Origin of the sequence: Zavarzinia aquatilis (genome assembly GCF_003173035.1) — a bacterium.
GTDB classification, from domain to species: domain Bacteria; phylum Pseudomonadota; class Alphaproteobacteria; order Zavarziniales; family Zavarziniaceae; genus Zavarzinia; species Zavarzinia aquatilis.
Window position 1 is genome coordinate 16,805 of sequence record NZ_QGLE01000003.1, and the last position, 16,092, is coordinate 32,896.

Annotated in this window: 15 protein-coding genes; 12 read left to right on the forward strand and 3 right to left on the reverse strand. The window is 67.3% G+C overall.

The window, feature by feature from the left end; translation table 11 throughout:
* Window positions 1-179: 179 nt before the first annotated feature.
* From adh to pqqE, 6 genes are all read left to right on the forward strand, one after another.
* Window positions 180-1,700 (forward strand): aldehyde dehydrogenase, encoded by a 1,521-nt coding sequence (adh, locus tag DKG74_RS06370; protein ID WP_109903854.1) that lies wholly within the window; start codon window positions 180-182, stop codon window positions 1,698-1,700.
* Window positions 1,701-1,817: 117 nt separating this feature from the next.
* Complete coding sequence (locus DKG74_RS06375) at window positions 1,818-2,210, forward strand: DUF779 domain-containing protein (RefSeq protein ID WP_109903856.1); 393 nt, start codon at window positions 1,818-1,820, stop codon at window positions 2,208-2,210.
* A 128-nt stretch (window positions 2,211-2,338) separates the two neighbouring features.
* On the forward strand, window positions 2,339-2,419 hold the full coding sequence (gene pqqA / locus DKG74_RS22490; protein WP_109903858.1) for a pyrroloquinoline quinone precursor peptide PqqA: 81 nt from the start codon (window positions 2,339-2,341) through the stop codon (window positions 2,417-2,419).
* Window positions 2,420-2,449: 30 nt separating this feature from the next.
* Complete coding sequence (gene pqqB, locus DKG74_RS06385; RefSeq protein ID WP_109903860.1) at window positions 2,450-3,346, forward strand: pyrroloquinoline quinone biosynthesis protein PqqB; 897 nt, start codon at window positions 2,450-2,452, stop codon at window positions 3,344-3,346.
* On the forward strand, window positions 3,343-4,068 hold the full coding sequence (pqqC, locus tag DKG74_RS06390) for a pyrroloquinoline-quinone synthase PqqC (protein WP_109903862.1): 726 nt from the start codon (window positions 3,343-3,345) through the stop codon (window positions 4,066-4,068). The genes pqqB and pqqC overlap by 4 nt, the downstream gene beginning before the upstream one ends.
* The gene (pqqE, locus tag DKG74_RS06395; RefSeq protein ID WP_109904592.1) at window positions 4,065-5,156 is read left to right on the forward strand and encodes a pyrroloquinoline quinone biosynthesis protein PqqE; all 1,092 of its coding nucleotides are present in this window, start codon (window positions 4,065-4,067) and stop codon (window positions 5,154-5,156) included. The genes pqqC and pqqE overlap by 4 nt, the downstream gene beginning before the upstream one ends.
* A gap of 93 nt (window positions 5,157-5,249) precedes the next feature.
* Here pqqE and DKG74_RS06400 read toward each other — a convergent pair whose 3' ends face one another.
* Window positions 5,250-6,233: a YVTN family beta-propeller repeat protein gene (locus DKG74_RS06400; RefSeq protein ID WP_109903864.1), complete on the reverse strand. Its 984-nt coding sequence runs from the start codon at window positions 6,231-6,233 to the stop codon at window positions 5,250-5,252.
* Window positions 6,234-6,497: 264 nt separating this feature from the next.
* Between DKG74_RS06400 and pedF the strand changes: the two genes are divergently transcribed.
* The 6 genes from pedF to DKG74_RS06430 all read left to right on the forward strand — a co-directional run bounded on the left by pedF (window position 6,498) and on the right by DKG74_RS06430 (window position 12,242).
* Window positions 6,498-6,938 (forward strand): cytochrome c-550 PedF, encoded by a 441-nt coding sequence (gene pedF / locus DKG74_RS06405; RefSeq protein WP_243404040.1) that lies wholly within the window; start codon window positions 6,498-6,500, stop codon window positions 6,936-6,938.
* A gap of 1 nt (window position 6,939) precedes the next feature.
* The gene (locus DKG74_RS06410) at window positions 6,940-7,812 is read left to right on the forward strand and encodes a substrate-binding periplasmic protein (protein ID WP_109903866.1); all 873 of its coding nucleotides are present in this window, start codon (window positions 6,940-6,942) and stop codon (window positions 7,810-7,812) included.
* A complete protein-coding gene (locus DKG74_RS06415) occupies window positions 7,809-8,582 on the forward strand; it encodes a quinoprotein dehydrogenase-associated SoxYZ-like carrier (RefSeq protein ID WP_207779272.1) in 774 nt (257 codons plus the stop codon). Before DKG74_RS06410 ends, DKG74_RS06415 begins: the two co-directional genes overlap by 4 nt.
* On the forward strand, window positions 8,579-9,502 hold the full coding sequence (locus tag DKG74_RS06420) for a quinoprotein relay system zinc metallohydrolase 1 (protein WP_109903868.1): 924 nt from the start codon (window positions 8,579-8,581) through the stop codon (window positions 9,500-9,502). The genes DKG74_RS06415 and DKG74_RS06420 overlap by 4 nt, the downstream gene beginning before the upstream one ends.
* A 154-nt stretch (window positions 9,503-9,656) precedes the next feature.
* Window positions 9,657-11,426, forward strand: a complete 1,770-nt coding sequence (locus DKG74_RS06425) for a PQQ-dependent methanol/ethanol family dehydrogenase (RefSeq protein ID WP_109903870.1) — start codon at window positions 9,657-9,659, stop codon at window positions 11,424-11,426.
* A gap of 153 nt (window positions 11,427-11,579) precedes the next feature.
* Window positions 11,580-12,242, forward strand: coding sequence for a response regulator (locus DKG74_RS06430; protein ID WP_109903872.1), 663 nt, complete (start codon window positions 11,580-11,582; stop codon window positions 12,240-12,242).
* A 9-nt stretch (window positions 12,243-12,251) separates the two neighbouring features.
* On the opposite strand, the gene DKG74_RS06435 is transcribed toward DKG74_RS06430, so the two are convergent.
* Window positions 12,252-14,840 (reverse strand): hybrid sensor histidine kinase/response regulator, encoded by a 2,589-nt coding sequence (locus tag DKG74_RS06435; protein ID WP_109903874.1) that lies wholly within the window; start codon window positions 14,838-14,840, stop codon window positions 12,252-12,254.
* Window positions 14,837-16,000, reverse strand: a complete 1,164-nt coding sequence (locus DKG74_RS06440) for an FIST N-terminal domain-containing protein (RefSeq protein WP_165837561.1) — start codon at window positions 15,998-16,000, stop codon at window positions 14,837-14,839. The genes DKG74_RS06435 and DKG74_RS06440 overlap by 4 nt, the downstream gene beginning before the upstream one ends.
* Window positions 16,001-16,092: the final 92 nt, after the last annotated feature.

A 16,092-nucleotide genomic window follows, 5' to 3' on the forward strand; every position in this document is an offset into this window, starting at 1 on the left:
AACGTCCAGTTCCTGCTGCATCTGCGAGAAAATTGCCGCGGATGCAACATCTGCCGTCGCTTCTGCCGCCGGAATGGGCAGGCCAGTTTAGTACCATAGTGCTATACTGGCCCCGGCCGCTTTGGGCTAACGCTTCTGTCAGCGGCCCCATGAAAATACCGAGGCCCAGGGAGCGAACCATGATCCATCAGACCATCGAAGAAATCTCGAAATCCATCGCGTTCCGCTCGCGCTACGACAATTTCATCGGCGGCAAGTGGGTTGCCCCGGTGCGCGGCCAGTATTTCGACAATATCACCCCGATCACCGGGATGCCGGTCGCCCAGATCGCCCGTTCGACCGCCGAGGACATCGAGCTGGCGCTCGACGCCGCCCATGCCGCCAAGGACGCCTGGGGCCGGACCTCGGTCGCCGAACGTGCCCGGCTCCTCAACAAGATCGCCGACCGCATGGAAGAGAAGCTGGACCTTCTCGCCATGGTCGAGACCATCGACAACGGCAAGCCGATCCGCGAGACCAAGGCGGCCGACCTGCCGCTCGCCATCGACCACTTCCGCTATTTCGCCTCCTGCGTCCGTTCGCAGGAAGGCACCATCGGCGAAGTCGATCACGATACGATGGCCTATCACTTCCACGAGCCCCTGGGCGTCGTCGGCCAGATCATTCCGTGGAACTTCCCGCTGCTGATGGCCTGCTGGAAGCTGGCCCCGGCGCTCGCCGCCGGCAACTGCGTCGTGCTGAAGCCCGCCGAACAGACCCCGCTGTCGATCATGGTCTGGGCCGAGCTGATCGGCGACATCCTGCCGCCGGGCGTCCTCAACATCGTCAACGGCTTCGGCATCGAAGCGGGCAAGCCGCTCGCCTCCAACAAGCGCATCTCCAAGATCGCCTTCACCGGTGAGACCACCACCGGCCGGCTGATCATGCAGTATGCCTCCGAGAACCTGATCCCGGTGACGCTGGAGCTGGGCGGCAAGTCGCCGAACATCTTCCACGAGGACGTGGCGGCCGAGGACGACGACTATTTCGACAAGGCGATCGAGGGCTTCGTCCTCTTCGCGCTGAACCAGGGCGAAGTCTGCACCTGCCCCAGCCGCGCCCTCATCCACGAGAAGATCTATGACAAGTTCATGGATCGCGCCCTCGCCCGCGTCGCCGCCATCAAGCAGGGCAGCCCGCTCGAAGGCGCGACCATGATCGGCGCCCAGGCCTCGAACGACCAGCTCGAGAAGATCCTGTCCTATATCGACATCGGCAAGGCGGAAGGCGCCGAGCTGCTGATCGGCGGCGAGCGCAACATCCTCGGCGGCGAACTGGCCGGCGGCTACTATGTGAAGCCGACGGTGTTCCGCGGCAACAACAAGATGCGCATCTTCCAGGAGGAAATCTTCGGGCCCGTGGTGTCCGTGACCACCTTCAAGGACGAGGCCGAGGCGCTTCACATCGCCAACGACACGCTCTATGGCCTCGGCGCCGGCGTCTGGACCCGTGATGGCAACCGCGCCTATCGCTTTGGCCGGGCGATCCAGGCCGGCCGCGTGTGGACCAACTGCTACCACCTCTATCCGGCCCATGCGGCCTTCGGTGGTTACAAGCAGTCGGGCATCGGCCGCGAGACCCACAAGATGATGCTCGATCACTATCAGCAGACCAAGAACATGCTGGTCAGCTACAGCCCGAAGGCCCTGGGCTTCTTCTGATCGGACGAAAATGCGCCGGCGGCCCCGAAAGGGCCGCCGGTTCCATCTCCGGCCGGTGACGCGGGCGCGCGCCGGGCGGCCTCAAGCGGGGGGGAGCACGCTCGGAAAGGAACCGATATGGTCTCTCGCGTCGAAGTGACCGAGGCCGCGGCGGCGGTCATCGGCAAACTGAAGGCCCTGCACGGGCCTTTGCTGTTTCATCAATCGGGCGGCTGCTGCGACGGCTCCGCCCCCATGTGCTACCCGCGCGGCGAATTCCGCGTCGGCGGCCGCGACGTCTTCCTCGGCACGATCGAGGGCACGCCCTTCTTCATGGGCGCCGCCCAGTTCGACTATTGGTCTCACACCCAGCTGATCATCGACGTGGTGCCCGGGCGCGGCTCCGGCTTCTCGCTCGAGGCGCCGGAGGGCGTGCGTTTCCTCACCCGCAGCCGGGTCTTCACCGATGCCGAGACCGATGCCCTGGCCCCCCCAATGAGTGGCGAGGAATGGGCTGCAACGGCAGCCTGAATGGTGTATGGCAGGAGGTGGACGGAGAGCGTGTCGCGCTCGTCCTAAAGGACAATCCAAAGGTCTGCGCTTCGCGGCTAGAGTTCAGCGTCGTGAGGCGACAGAACCCACAATCAGGGAGTAATGCGATGAAGAAGTGGTCCAAGCCCCAAATTTCCGAAGTGCGCGTCGGCATGGAAATCAACTGCTACGCCTGCGCCGAGCGCTGAGTTCGGTGTCGCCGCCGGCCGTCGATCGCCATGCGCATTCTGCTTCTTGGTACCGCGGCCGGCGGCGGCTTTCCCCAGTGGAACTGCCGCAGCGCCAATTCGCTGCGCGCCTGGCGGGGTGATCCCGCCGCCCCCGCCCGCACCCAGACCTCGATCGCCGTCACCCTCGACGGTCGCGACTGGACCCTGATCAACGCGTCGCCCGACCTGCGCAGCCAGATCCTGGCCAACGCGGCGCTTTGGCCGCGCGAAGGCCTGCGCCATTCGCCGATCCGCGACGTGCTGCTGACCGGGGGCGAGATCGACTTCGTCACCGGCCTGCTGACCCTGCGCGAGGGGCATGAATTCACCCTGCGCGGTTCAGCCGAGACGCTGGCGACGATCGACGCCAACCCGATCTTCGGCGCCCTGCCGGCCGCAAGGGTGCCACGCGCCCCCTTCATGCTCGACGAGACCTTCACCCTGTCTTCGGGCGTGACCGTCACGGCGTTCGATGTGCCGGGCAAGGTGCCGCTTTACCTTGAGGGGCAGGGCTCGCTCGCCGGCAAGCCCGGCACCACGGTCGGGCTGGAGCTGACCGGGGGCGGACGGCGTGTTCTGTTCATCCCCGGCTGCGCCGAGATCGACGAGAAGGTACGGGCGCGGATCGACGGCTGCGATCTGCTGCTGTTCGACGGCACGCTGTGGCGGGACGACGAACTGGTCCAGCTTGGCGTATCGCCCAAGACCGGCCAGCGCATGGGCCACGTCAGCATGTCGGGCGCGGATGGCGCCATGGCGAAGCTGGCCGGCCTCGACATCGGACGGCGCATCTTCATCCACATCAACACGACCAACCCGGTCCTCGCCGCCGACACGCCAGAGCGGGCCGAAGCCGAGGCCAGGGGCTGGCACATTCCCGTCGACGGGGAGGAAATCCACCCATGAACGCGATCATGACGCCGGATGAACTGGAAGCGGCCCTGCGCGCCGTCGGCACCGCCCGCTATCACGACAAGCATCCGTTCCAGATCCTGCTGCAGGAAGGCCGGCTGAACCGCGATCAGGTCGCCGCCTGGGCCCTGAACCGTTACTACTACCAGAGCCGGATTCCGCTGAAGGACGCGGCCCTGCTCGCCCGGCTGGAAGACCCCGCCCTGCGCCGCTCGTGGCGCCAGCGCATCGTCGATCACGACGGCGAGCGCGAGGGCGACGGCGGCATCGAACGCTGGCTGCGGCTGACCGATTCCTTCGGCTTCGACCGCGCCGAGGTGATGGCCGGGCGCGGCATCCTGCCGGCGACCAAATTCGCCGTCGACGCCTATGTCCGCTTCGTCTCGGACAAGACCCTGCTGGAAGCCATCGCCTCGTCGCTGACCGAGATGTTCTCGCCCGGCATCATCGCGACCCGCGTTTCCGGCATGTTGGCCCATTATGATTTCGTCTCGAAGGAGACCCTGGCCTATTTCGACAAGCGCCTGACCCAGGCGCCGCGCGATGCCGATTTCGCCCTCGACTACGTCAAGCGCGAGGCCCGGCGGCCGGACCAGCAGCAGGCGGTGATCGCCGCCCTGAACTTCAAATGCGACGTGCTCTGGGCCCAGCTCGACGCGCTCTATTTCGCCTATGTCCAGCCGGGGCTGCCGGCGCCCGGCGCGTGGACGCCATGACGCGCGAGCCGCCGCTCGCCCTGCTCGCCGAGATCACCCATCGCTGCCCATTGCAGTGCCCCTATTGCTCGAACCCGGTGGAGCTGGTGCGGGCGGGGGCGGAGCTGGCGACGGCGGACTGGCAGCGCCTGATCGACGAGGCGGCCGCCCTCGGCATCCTGCAGATTCATTTCTCGGGCGGCGAGCCGATGGTGCGGACCGACCTTGCCCAGCTCGTCGGCCATGCCAGGGCGGCCGGGCTCTATACCAATCTTATCACCTCGGGCGTGCTGCTCGATGCCACGAAGATGGAGGCGCTGGCGCGGGCCGGGCTCGATCATGTGCAGATTTCCATTCAGGACAGCGATCCGGCGGGTTCCGACCTGATCAGCGCCTATCCCGGCGCCCTGCCGAAGAAGCGGCAGGCGGCGCTGCTGGTCGGCGAGGCGGGCCTCGCCCTGACGATCAACGCCGTGGTGCACCGGCAGAATCTCGACCGGGTCGGCGACATGATCGCCTTCGCGGAAGAGGTCGAGGCCCAGCGCATCGAGATCGCCCATGTCCAGTATTACGGCTGGGCGCTGAAGAACCGCGATTTCCTGATGCCGACCCTCGCCCAGCTCGACGCGGCGACCGCCCTTGTCGAGCGGGAGCGGGCGCGCCTCGGCGGGCGCCTCGTCATCGACTATGTCATTCCCGATTATTACGCCCGCAAGCCCAAGGCCTGCATGGGCGGCTGGGGCCGGCGGTTCCTCAATGTCTCGCCCGAGGGCAAGGTGCTGCCCTGCCACGCGGCGGAGACGATCACGAGCCTCGCCTTCGCCACCTATCCGGAACGCAGCCTCGCCGATATCTGGGCCGACGACCCCGCCTTCGCCGCCTTTCGTGGCACCGACTGGATGCCCGAAACCTGCAAATCCTGTGACCGGCGCGAGATCGACTGGGGCGGCTGCCGCTGTCAGGCCCTGGCCCTGACCGGCGAGGCGGGGGCGATTGACCCGGCCTGCGAACGCTCGCCCCGGCATGATGAATTGTTCGATCTCGCCCGCGCCGCTTCCCTCGCCGAACCGGTGGTGCGGGCCTGGCGCCGCATGGGCGGCAAAAGCTGAAAAAAGAGACCCCTCGTTTCGCAACGAGGGGTCAGGCGAGGGGGCGCGGCACCGTCCGTGCAGAAGAGGGGACGGCGCCGCGGCCAGCCGCGGTCAGGGCACGACCACGGCACCCCATGGGGCCCGCCCCACGGGAATGGATTTCGTCACTTCCAGCTTGGCGACGTCGATGACCGAGACATCGTTGCTGACGCCATTCGTGGTGTAGAGCCGGCTTTCGTCGCCATTGAAGGCCAGGTGCCAGACCCGGCGCCCGACCAGCAGGTAATCCTTCACCTCGAGCGTCTTCGCGTCGATCACCGCGACATGATTGGCGGGGCCGAGGGCGGCGAAGGCGGTGGCGCCGTCGCGCGTCAGCTTCACCCCGACCGGCTGGATCTGGTCGGCCGGCATACCCTTGATGGCGAAGCCGATGGTCTTGATCACCTTGCGCGTCGCGACGTCGATCACCGTGACCGTGCCGCCGATCTCGGACGAGACCCACAGGGTCTTGCCGTCATGGCTGAATTCGGCATGACGCGGCCGCTGGCCCACCAGGGTATTGTCGACCAGTTTCTGCTGCGCCGTGTCGATCCAGTGCACCATGTTGGTGGTCTCGGAGGTATTGACCGCCCATGCCCCGTCCGGGCTGACGGCCATGCCCTCGGGCTCGACCCCGACCTCGATCTGGGCGACCACCTGGCGCGTCTCGACGTCGACCACGGTCGCGATATTGTCGTCCTCGTTCGAGATGTAGAGGTGCCGGTCGTCGGGGTGCAGGGCGAATTGCTCGGGATCGTCGCCGGACGGCAGTTCGCCGATGATCTTGCGCGTCGCGATATCCATCACCTGCACCGTGTCGTCGTCGCTGGCGCAGATGTAGAGCCGGGTGAATTTCGAATCGGTCAGGATACCGCGCGGGCGCTTGCCGACCTTGATCGTCGCCGTAACGGCCAGCGTCGCGCCGTCGATCACGCTGATCGTATTGTCGCGTTCGTTCGAGACATAGATGGTTTCAGCCCGCAGCGGGGCGGCGCCAAGCGAGATTCCGGCAGCGAAAACGAGCGTGGCCCGCAGCTTCCGACCTTGTGTCGGCATTCCTTCCTCCCTCCAGAGTCATTTGCCGATTCGCGGAATCGGCAAATGACTCAGATGTCTTGAGTTGGCGCGGTTTCTAGCGGCAAACCGGCGTCCACTTTGCCGGAAACCGCGCTCTCGTTGCAGAAGACGATAGCCGGGAATATGCGCGGCGCCATGGCACTTTGGAACGAGACAGAGAAGCGTTCGATCCAAAGTACAATGGTGGTGGATGCCGTCCGCCCATAGCTTGCCGTCAACAAGCATTCGGGAGGAATGGGAACCATGGCCGCAAATCGGCACATCATGCGCGATATCCTTGTGGCGGCGGTGACGGCGGCGGGTGTCGCGGTCGCGGCCGGCGCGGCCTTCGGCCATGGCGACGTCACGCCCCAGCAGGTGGACACGACCGGGCTGGAGCCGCTGGGCAGCGAGTGGCGCGAAACCAATCCCTACACGGGCAACGCGCGGGCGATCGAGATCGGCTCGTCGGGTTACAACCAGAACTGTGCCCGCTGCCACGGCCTCGAGGTGAAGTCGGGCGGCATCGCCCCTGACCTGCGCCAGCTCGAGGTCGGGCCGGACGGCGATGCCTGGTTCGTCGAGCGGATGAAGCATGGCGCCGTGCGCGACGGCAAGGTCTACATGCCCGTGTTCGACGGCGTGCTGAGCCAGGAGGGACTCTGGGCCATCCGCACCTATATCGAAAGCAAGCACGAGGAATAGGATGCCCAACCGGCGCGCCTTCCTCGGTCTCGCGGGTTCGCTCGCGGCGGGCCTCGCGCTGCCGGCGCGGGCCCGCGCGGATATCGACACCCTCGGGCCCCTGCGCTACGACACGATCCGCGAACGCGGCATCCTGCGCATCCCCTATTACGAGGATTTCGCGCCCTATTCCTGGACCGCGCCCGACGGCCCCAGAGGCATCGACGTCGCGGTCGGGCGCGAAGTGGCGCAGCGCATCAAGCTGACGCCCAGCTTCTTCCCGCTGGTCGCGGGCGAGAAGATCGACGACGACCTGCGCAACGGTATCTGGCGCGGCAATCTGATCGACCGCAGCGTCGGCGACCTGATGTTCCATGTCCCTTACGACCGGCAGATTCAGATCAACAATGATCTCACCGTGCTGTTCGGGCCCTATTTCGAGGAAGGCTTCGCCATCGCGACCGACCCGGACAAGCTGCCGGGTGGCTTCGATCCCGAGGCGGATGAGGACAAGCGCATCGGGGTCGAGATCGACACCCTGCCGGACTTCTGGCTGTCCTCCGCCAACGGCGGGCGGATGCGCAACGCGGCCGTTCATTTCCTGCGCCCCCTCGAGGCGATGCAGGCGCTCGGCGCGGGCGAGGTCGACGCGGTCATCCTGCAATCGGCCCAGATCGAGGCGTTCGGGCCGCAGCACGCGCCCAGGGCTTCGGTCAGGCCCTTCATCATGGGCGGCATGTTCCGCTCGCGCTGGACCGTCGGCTGTGCCGTGCGCGAGACCTGCCGGCCCTTCGTCTACGAAGTCGGCGACGCCCTTGGCGCGATGGCGGAGGACGGCACCCTGCGCCGCATCTTCGCCGATGCCGGCGTCACCTGGCTGGCACCGCAGCGATGATCGCGCGGCGCGCCCTGCTCGCCGGCATGGCCGGCCTCGCCATGGGCCCCCGCATCGGCCGGGCCGGGCCGACGCCGGACGATCCGCTGCAATCGGTCAACTGGGGCCTGATGCGGGAAGCGTTCCTGGGCGATGCCCCCTTCGTCTTCGACGACAAGGTCAGCGTGACCGCGCCGACCTCGGCCGAGGATGCGATGCAGGTGCCCTTCCTGATCGACGCGACGCGGCTGTCGCGGGTGCTGCGCATCCTTGTCTTCGCCGACCTGAACCCGATCAACCGCATCCTCGACTTCACGCCCGGGCGCCTCGCCCCCGTGCTTGCCGCCCGCTTCAAGATACAGCAGGCGACCCCTTTGCGGGCCGCCGCGCTCGACGGGCAGGGGCGCTGGCATGTCGGCGGCCTCTGGATCGACGCCATGGGCGGCGGCTGCACGGCGCCGGCCCTCGCCCATGGCGAGGCGGACTGGACGGCGCGGCTGGGCGAGACCTCGGTCCGGGTTTTCGACCGCGAGGGGCGAAAGCGTATCCGCCTGCAGATCCGCCACCCGATGGACACGGGGCTTGCCGCCGGCATTCCCGCCTTCTTCATCGAACAGCTGGTGCTGACCGACGCGGCTGGCGAGGTGCTGGGCGAACTCGCGACCTCCGAGCCCGTGTCCGAGAACCCGCTCTTCACCTTCGAGCTGCCGACCGCCCTTGGCCTGTCCGAGGTCGGCATCCGCGCCCGCGACAACAACGGCAATGTCTTTTCGCGCAAGGTGACGCTGTGAAACGCGCGGCCTTCGCCCTTGGCCTGGCGCTGCTGGCCTCGCCGCCCGCGCTCGCCTTCGACTACGCGCTGAGGGCCGAGAAGATCGCCGAGGATACCTATCTGGTGCCGGGGCGGATGGAGCATTTCACCCGCGCGAACGGCGGCAACATCGTCAATACCGCCTTCGTCGTGACCGGGGATGGCGTCGTCGTCATCGACAGCGGCCCCTCGCTCGACTACGGGCGGCAGCTGCGGGCGCTGATCGCCACGGTGACCGACAGGCCGATCCGCCTTGTCCTCGTCACCCATGCCCATCCCGACCATTACCTCGGCGACGGCGCCTTCGCCGATGTGCCGGTGGCCGCCCTGCCGGCGACCAGGGCCGAGATCGAGGCCATGCCGGGCGCCATCCTCGACGGCATCTACCGCCTCGTCGGCGATGCCATGGCGGGAACGTCCAGCGAGCCCCCGCGCGAGAGCGTGGCCCCCGGCCCGATGACGATCGGCGGTCATGATTTCGAGCTGATCGCCCTCGACGGCCATACCGCCGCGGACCTCGCCGTGCTGGACCGGACGACGGGCGTGCTCTTCGCCGGCGACCTCGCCTTTCTGGCGCGCACCCCGACCACGCCGCAGGCCGACATCGACCGCTGGCTGGCGGCGCTTGTCCGCCTGCGCGCGCTCTCGCCCCTGCTCATCGTGCCCGGGCATGGCCCCGCCGCGCCGCCGCCCGCCGCCCTCGATCAGACCGAGGCCTATCTGCGCTGGCTGAAGCAGACGCTGGGCGCTGCGGCGGCGGAGGGCCGCGACGCCGCCGAAATCCTGGCGCTGCCATTGCCGCCGGAATTCGCCGGTCTCGCCGTCGCGCGGGAAGAATTCGCCCGCACGGTCGCTCATCTCTACCCCGCTTTCGAGCGGGCAGTACTTTCGGACGATTGAGCGGTCCGAAGTAACGATACGAGTGTCGTACTATTGGGCAATAGGCGCGTCCTTGTCGCTTGCCCACTATGCAGGAGCCGGCTCGCGGAGGGGAGGACTTCGCGCGCCGGTTGGAAAAGCCCCTCGAGGGCGCCATGACGCAAGGGAGACTGGGATGGCAACGACTTTGAGGCGGTCGGTGGCGGCGGTGACGCTGGCCATGGCGACGACGCTCGGCTTCGCGGGGCTGGGCCTCGCCAAGCCTGTAACCGATCAGGATATTCTGAACGATGCCGAGACGACGGGCGATGTCCTGACCTACGGCCTCGGCACGCAGGGTCAGCGCTTCAGCCCGCTCGACCTCGTCAACAAGGAGACGGTGAAGGGCCTCGTTCCGATCTGGGGCTTCTCCTTCGGCGGCGAGAAGCAGCGCGGGCAGGAAAGCCAGCCGCTGGTGGTCGATGGCGTGATGTATGTCACCGGCTCCTACAGCCGCATGTGGGCGATCGATGTCAAGACCGGCAAGGAGCTGTGGGAATATAATCACCGTCTGCCCGACGGCATCATGCCCTGCTGCGACGTGATCAACCGCGGCGCCGCCGTCTATGGCGACAAGGTCTATTTCGGCACGCTGGACGCCAAGGTCGTGGCGCTGAACCGCGAGACCGGCAAGGTCGTGTGGTCGAAGGCGATCGAGGATTACAAGGCCGGCTATTCGATCACCAATGCGCCGCTGGTCGTCAACGGCATGGTCATCACCGGCATCGGCGGCGGCGAATTCGGCATCGTCGGCAAGGTCTACGCGCTCGACGCCAACACGGGCGAGATGAAGTGGATCCGTCCGGTGATCGAAGGCAACGTCGGCACGCTCGACGGCAAGCCCTCGACCATGACCGGGACCAAGAACGCCTCCTGGCAGGGCGACCAGTGGCAGACCGGCGGCGGCGGCACCTGGCTCGGCGGCACCTACGATCCGAAGACCGGCCTGCTCTACTACGGCACCGGCAACCCGTCGCCGTGGAATTCCTGGCTGCGTCCGGGCGACAATCTCTATTCGTCGTCCCGCCTCGCGATCGACCCCAAGACCGGCGAGATCAAGTGGTCGTACCAGACCACGCCGCATGACGGCTGGGACTTCGACGGTGTCAACGAGCTGATCTCCTTCCCGCTCAAGGGCGCCGACGGCAAGACCATCGACGCGGCGGCGACGGCCGACCGTAACGGCTTCTTCTTCGTGCTCGACCGCACCACCGGCAAGTTCATCAGCGCCAGCCCCTTCGTCTCGCGCCATGACTGGGCCAAGGGCTATGACGAGAACGGCCGGCCGATCTACAATACCGACTTCCGCCCGGGCGATCCCGCGAAGGGCGGCGGGGCCGACGGCAAGGGCACGTCCGTGTTCACCGCGCCGTCCTTCCTCGGCGGCAAGAACTGGATGCCGATGGCCTACAGCCAGAAGACCGGCCTGTTCTACATTCCGTCGAACGAATGGGGCATGGACATCTGGAACGAGCCGATCACCTACAAGAAGGGCGCGGCCTATCTCGGCGCCGGCTTCACGATCAAGCCGCTCTACCAGGACCATATCGGCGTGCTGCGCGCCATGGACCCGGCCACCGGCAAGATCAAGTGGGAATACAAGAACCATGCGCCGCTGTGGGGCGGCGTGCTGACCACCGGCGGCGGTCTCGTCTTCACCGGCACGCCCGAAGGCTATCTGAAGGCCTTCGACGACGAGACCGGCGAGGAGTTGTGGAGCTTCAACACCGGCTCGGGCGTCGTGGCGAGCCCGATCACCTGGGACATGGACGGCGAACAATATGTCGCCGTGGTCTCGGGCTGGGGCGGCGCGGTGCCGCTGTGGGGCGGCGATGTGGCCGACTTCGTGAAGAGCTTCAATCAGGGCGGTATGCTCTGGGTCTTCAAGCTGCCGAAGAAGGCTTGATTTCCATATCGCGACACAAGAGACCGGGGGGGCGATGCCGCCCCGGTCTTTTCCTTTGGTAGGGTTGCCAAACCGCACCTGACCGGCTCCAATGAGGGCCAAACGACCCGGCCGCAGAAGCCGGACAGAAACGGAAGTCATCCGGGGGGACCTATGCTGAAAGTGCTGATCGCCGACGACCATCCGCTATTCCGCGAAGCCCTGCAGGGCGCGGTGGCGGCGGTTCGCGGCGATGCCCTCGTCGTCGAGGCGGCGAGCCTTGGCGGCGTGCTCGAACTCGTCGAAGGCGACGATGAATTCGACCTCGCCCTGCTCGACCTGCGGATGCCCGGCATGGACGGGCTCGCCGGTCTCGTCACCCTGCGCAAGGTGCGGCCCGACCTGCCCATCGTCATCGTTTCCGCCCTCGCGGACGAGGACACGGTCGCCCGCTGCCTCGCCTGTGGCGCGGCCGGTTACATTCCGAAGTCCCTGGGGCGCGAGCGGATCCGGGCCGCGGTCGAACAGGTGCTGGCGGGCGGGGTTTTCGTGCCCGACGCGGGATCGCTCGCCGTCTCGACCCGGCCGGTGCCCAAGGGCCGCGTGCAGGACGAGCCCTTCGCCAAGATCGGCTCGCTCACGCCCCAGCAGATGCGCGTGCTGGAACTCATGGGCGAGGGGCGCCTGAACAAGGAGATCAGCTATCTCCTCTCGGTCTCGGAGACGACGGTGAAGGCCCATGTCTCGGCCGTGCTGCACAAGCTCGGCGTCGCCAGCCGGACCCAGGCCGTGCTCGCCCTTCGGCGCATGAAGGAATTGCAGGACGTGGGCAGCTGAGGCGACGCCTCAGCCGTCCAGCAGGGCGGTCATCAGGGCGCGCAGCTTGGCCGGCTTGACCGGCTTGTAGAGCAGGGCGCAGCGTTCCATCGACGAGATGTTCTGGCGCAGCTCGACGCTGCGGTCGGCGGTCAGCAGGGCGGCCGGCACCGTGCCGCCCAGGCGGCGGCGCAGGGCGCCGATCGCCTCGATCCCGGTCTGCCCGCGGTCGAGATGGAAATCGGCCAGCACGATGTCGGGCGGCTGGCGTCCGGCGGCATTCATGGCGTCGGACAGGCCGCGGGCGACCGCGACCTCGCACGACCAGCCCTCGAGCAGGGAGCGCATCCCGTCGAGGATCGCCTGTTCGTTGTCGATGACAAGGACGCGGGTGCCGACCCGGGCGACCGGCGCGACTGGCGGCACCGGCAGGACCGGGCGTACGCTCGGCCGGGCGGTGCTGACCGGCAGATCGACCGCGAAGGCCGAGCCTTGGCCGAAGCCAGAGCGCACGGAAACCTGGTGCCCCAGCAGGCGGGCGATGCGGCGGACGATGGACAGGCCAAGGCCGAAGCCGTTGACCATGCCCTCCGGCTGCTCCAGGCGCCTGAATTCCTCGAAGATATCCTCCATGCGCTCGGCCGGAATGCCGACGCCGGTGTCGAGCACGGTGACACGGGCCAGGTGCCCCGCCCGGCGCACGCCGATCAGGATGCGGCCGCGCGGCGTGTAACGGATGGCGTTCGAGACGAGATTCTGCAGGATGCGGCGGAACAGGCGCGGATCGGTGCGCACGAAGACCGAGGTCGGCACCATGCGCAGGTCAAGGCCCCGGGCCCGCGCGACCGGCGCCATTTCATCGACGAGGCCCGACAGGATGGTATCGAGCGAAACCACCTGTTCCTCGATGACGACGCGGCCGGCGTCGAATTTCGAGATGTCGAGCAGGGTGCCCAGCAATTCCTCGACCGCGCTGAGGGAGTTGTCGAGCTTCCGCGTCAGGGCCGCGCTCTGCGGCGGCAGGGATTGTTCGATCAGCGACGAGACGAAGAGACGCGCCGCGTTCAGCGGCTGCAGCAGGTCGTGGCTGGCGTCGGTCAGGAATTTGGTCTTCGACAGGTTGGCCCGCTCGGCGTCGAGCTTGGCCTGTTGCAATTCGACGGAGACGCGCTCGCGTTCCGAGATTTCGCTGCGCAGCGTCTCGTTCAGGGTGACGAGGCTGGCGGTCCGTTCGGCCACCCGGCGCTCCAGCATCTCGTTGGCCTCGGCCAGCAGCTTGGCCGCCCGGCGCCGCTCGGTGATGTCCTGAATGAGGGTGAAGAAGCCGATCACGCTGCCGTCGTCGGCGATATGGGGCACATAGGTCGCGATGCCGAAACGGCCCTGCCCGGGCAGATTCAGCTCGAAAGTGGTGAAGCGCCCGCCCAGCGCCTGCTCCATGTGGTCCTTGCGCGAGGCATAGTCGGCCGGCGCCAGCACCTGGGCGACGTGGAGGCCGACGGGATCGCGCCCGGCGGCGAAGGCCTCGCGATAGGGGCGATTGGTGAAGCGGTAGACGAGACCCGCGTCGACATAACAGATCATCGCCGGCATGGCGTCGGTGACGAGGCGGATGCGCCTTTCGCTGTCGCGCAGGGCGAGTTCCGCCTCCTTGCGCACGGTCACGTCCTCGAAGGTGCAGACGAAGCCGCCGTCGGGCATCCGGTCGCGCTTGACCGAGAACCAGCGCCCGGCCCAGCAGCGTTCATCGCGCTCACCGCCTTCGGGGATCAGCGCGGCCGAGCCACGGCGCCGGTTGTAGGCCTTGAATTCCTCGAAGGTCGCGCCCGGCATGGCGAAGACCGGCGGCAGGTCGAGGAGGCGCCAGAAGCGTTCGTTGGCATGGACCAGCATACCGCCGGCATCGAACACGGCGACGCCGAGCGACATGCTCTCGATCGTCGCCTGCAGGTGCAGCGAACGTTCGGCCAGCGCCTGTTCGCGCATCTCGCGCTCGGCCCGCTTCAGGTCGGTGATGTCGGTCAGCACCGAGGCGATGCCGCCTTCGGCCGACAGGCGGTCGTTGCTCTGCACCCAGCGGCCATCGCGAAGCGAATGGATGCTGCGCGCGGGGTGGCCACGCCGCACGTTCACCCGCTCGGCCAGGCGGTTCTTGATCCAGTCGGCGGCGAGTTCCTGGGCCATCGCGATCTCGCCGCGGCGGAAACTCTGGGTCAGCAGCTCGTGATAGGTGATGCCGGCGCGGATGCGCTCGCGCTGCGACGGCCAGTAATCGAGGAATTTCTGGTTGAACAGGATCAGGCGGTCGTCGCGGTCGAACAGGGCGAAGCCTTCCGACATCGAGTTGATCGCGTCGTGCAGGCGGTTCTGCGCCGTGTGGCTGGCGATGATCGCCGCGTTCAGCTCGTTGTTCGTCGTCTCGAGCGAACGCATGGTGTCGGTCAGCTCGCGCGTGCGCTCGTTCACCTTGCGGTCGAGGAAGATCGCCGATTCGAACAGCGAGAAGGCATTGCCGTGGAAATCCAGGCTGCGTTCGACCCGGCCCATCAGGGCGCGGTTGATCTCGGCGAGCTTGGCCAGCTTGCGTTCGAGTTCGGCGATGCGCTCCGTCCCGCTCATGCCGCCACATGCCCGCCGAAGGCGATACCGGTGAAGGTCTGGTTCACATGCATCATGCCGAATTGCTCGCCATAGGTGGAAAAGCCGACGACCCGGTTCTCGGCGAAGAGCCGCGAGACCATGGGCAGCAGCTGTCGCTGCTCCATCTCGATGTAGCGGAAGGCGCAGTCGAAGCCGATCACCGCCTCGATCCGGCCGCCCACCGCCTGCTTCAGGTTCTCGAAGGTGTCGATCAGATTGGCGACGAGGTCGATCGAATTGGCGACATTCATCACGATGCCCTCGTCGATCGCGCAGAAGAACGACAGGCTGCCGTCCCCGTTCACCCGCTGGATCGAGCGCACATAGTCGCGGCCGCCGACCCGGACGACCAGCGGGCGCGAGGCGAAGACGGGCGGCGTCAGGTCGGCGACCTGCAGGCCGATCAGGCGGGCATATTCCTCCGCCGCGGGTTCCGCGTTGATCTCGGTGACGAGGCGGCGCGTGGGGTCCGCCCGGGTAACCACCAGTTTCTCGCTCGACGAGACGAAGTGCTGGGTCTGGAACACCTGGAACGGCAGGTCGGTGGTGACCAGGATGACGATGGCCGCATCCTTGCGCGTCACATCGCCGAGCAGCACGCGGGTTTCGCGGAACATCAGGTCGTCGCCCGCCGAGCCGCCGACGAGCGGGATTTCCTCGAGCACGTCGCCGAGCACCGAGGCGAGGCGCTCCTCGCTCATGGACAGGCCGTCCGAGACGGCGAGGGCGAAAGTCTCGCCCGGGCGGCCGCGGCAGGCCTCGGCATGGGTCTGGCGCAGGGTGCGGGCGAGCACCCGTCCTTCCTCGAAGGAAAAGGCCGACATGGGCTCGATCAGATGCGGCGTCGCGATGAAATGCGGCTCCGACAGGGCGACCGCCGTGACCGTGCCGGTGCGATAGCCGAAAGGCGTGATCTCGCCCGCCGTGGTGCAGCCGGCGATGGTGACGCCGGGCAGGGCCTCCTCGATCCCCGCGGCGACCGCGTCGAGCGGATGGCTGGGCGAGCAGAACAGCAGCAGGAGGGCGATGGGCGCGCGGCCGATGCCGGCGACGATATCGGCCACCGCCGTCTCGACCCCCATCGCTTCGCTGGTCGCCCGCCGGATCGGTGGCACCGCTTCCTCCCTGATCTTCGACATACGCGCTCTCCCGACCGGGCACTTGCATGGCCTTCTTGCCGTCATCATCGCGCCGGACCCTGTCCGGGTCTACTGATCGAAAGTGCAATTGG

Excerpts from the sequence above, each read along its gene's own strand:
- DKG74_RS06435 (WP_109903874.1), bottom strand. The coding sequence starts at position 14,840 with ATGAGCGGGACGGAGCGCATCGCCGAACTCGAACGCAAGCTGGCCAAG.
- DKG74_RS06415 (WP_207779272.1), top strand. The coding sequence starts at position 7,809 with ATGATCGCGCGGCGCGCCCTGCTCGCCGGCATGGCCGGCCTCGCCATG.
- DKG74_RS06400 (WP_109903864.1), bottom strand. The coding sequence starts at position 6,233 with ATGCCGACACAAGGTCGGAAGCTGCGGGCCACGCTCGTTTTCGCTGCC.
- DKG74_RS06440 (WP_165837561.1), bottom strand. The coding sequence starts at position 16,000 with ATGTCGAAGATCAGGGAGGAAGCGGTGCCACCGATCCGGCGGGCGACC.
- pqqE (WP_109904592.1), top strand. The coding sequence starts at position 4,065 with ATGACGCGCGAGCCGCCGCTCGCCCTGCTCGCCGAGATCACCCATCGC.
- DKG74_RS06425 (WP_109903870.1), top strand. The coding sequence starts at position 9,657 with ATGGCAACGACTTTGAGGCGGTCGGTGGCGGCGGTGACGCTGGCCATG.
- adh (WP_109903854.1), top strand. The coding sequence starts at position 180 with ATGATCCATCAGACCATCGAAGAAATCTCGAAATCCATCGCGTTCCGC.
- DKG74_RS06375 (WP_109903856.1), top strand. The coding sequence starts at position 1,818 with ATGGTCTCTCGCGTCGAAGTGACCGAGGCCGCGGCGGCGGTCATCGGC.
- pqqA (WP_109903858.1), top strand. The coding sequence starts at position 2,339 with ATGAAGAAGTGGTCCAAGCCCCAAATTTCCGAAGTGCGCGTCGGCATG.
- pqqC (WP_109903862.1), top strand. The coding sequence starts at position 3,343 with ATGAACGCGATCATGACGCCGGATGAACTGGAAGCGGCCCTGCGCGCC.
- DKG74_RS06430 (WP_109903872.1), top strand. The coding sequence starts at position 11,580 with ATGCTGAAAGTGCTGATCGCCGACGACCATCCGCTATTCCGCGAAGCC.
- pqqB (WP_109903860.1), top strand. The coding sequence starts at position 2,450 with ATGCGCATTCTGCTTCTTGGTACCGCGGCCGGCGGCGGCTTTCCCCAG.
- DKG74_RS06410 (WP_109903866.1), top strand. The coding sequence starts at position 6,940 with ATGCCCAACCGGCGCGCCTTCCTCGGTCTCGCGGGTTCGCTCGCGGCG.
- pedF (WP_243404040.1), top strand. The coding sequence starts at position 6,498 with ATGGCCGCAAATCGGCACATCATGCGCGATATCCTTGTGGCGGCGGTG.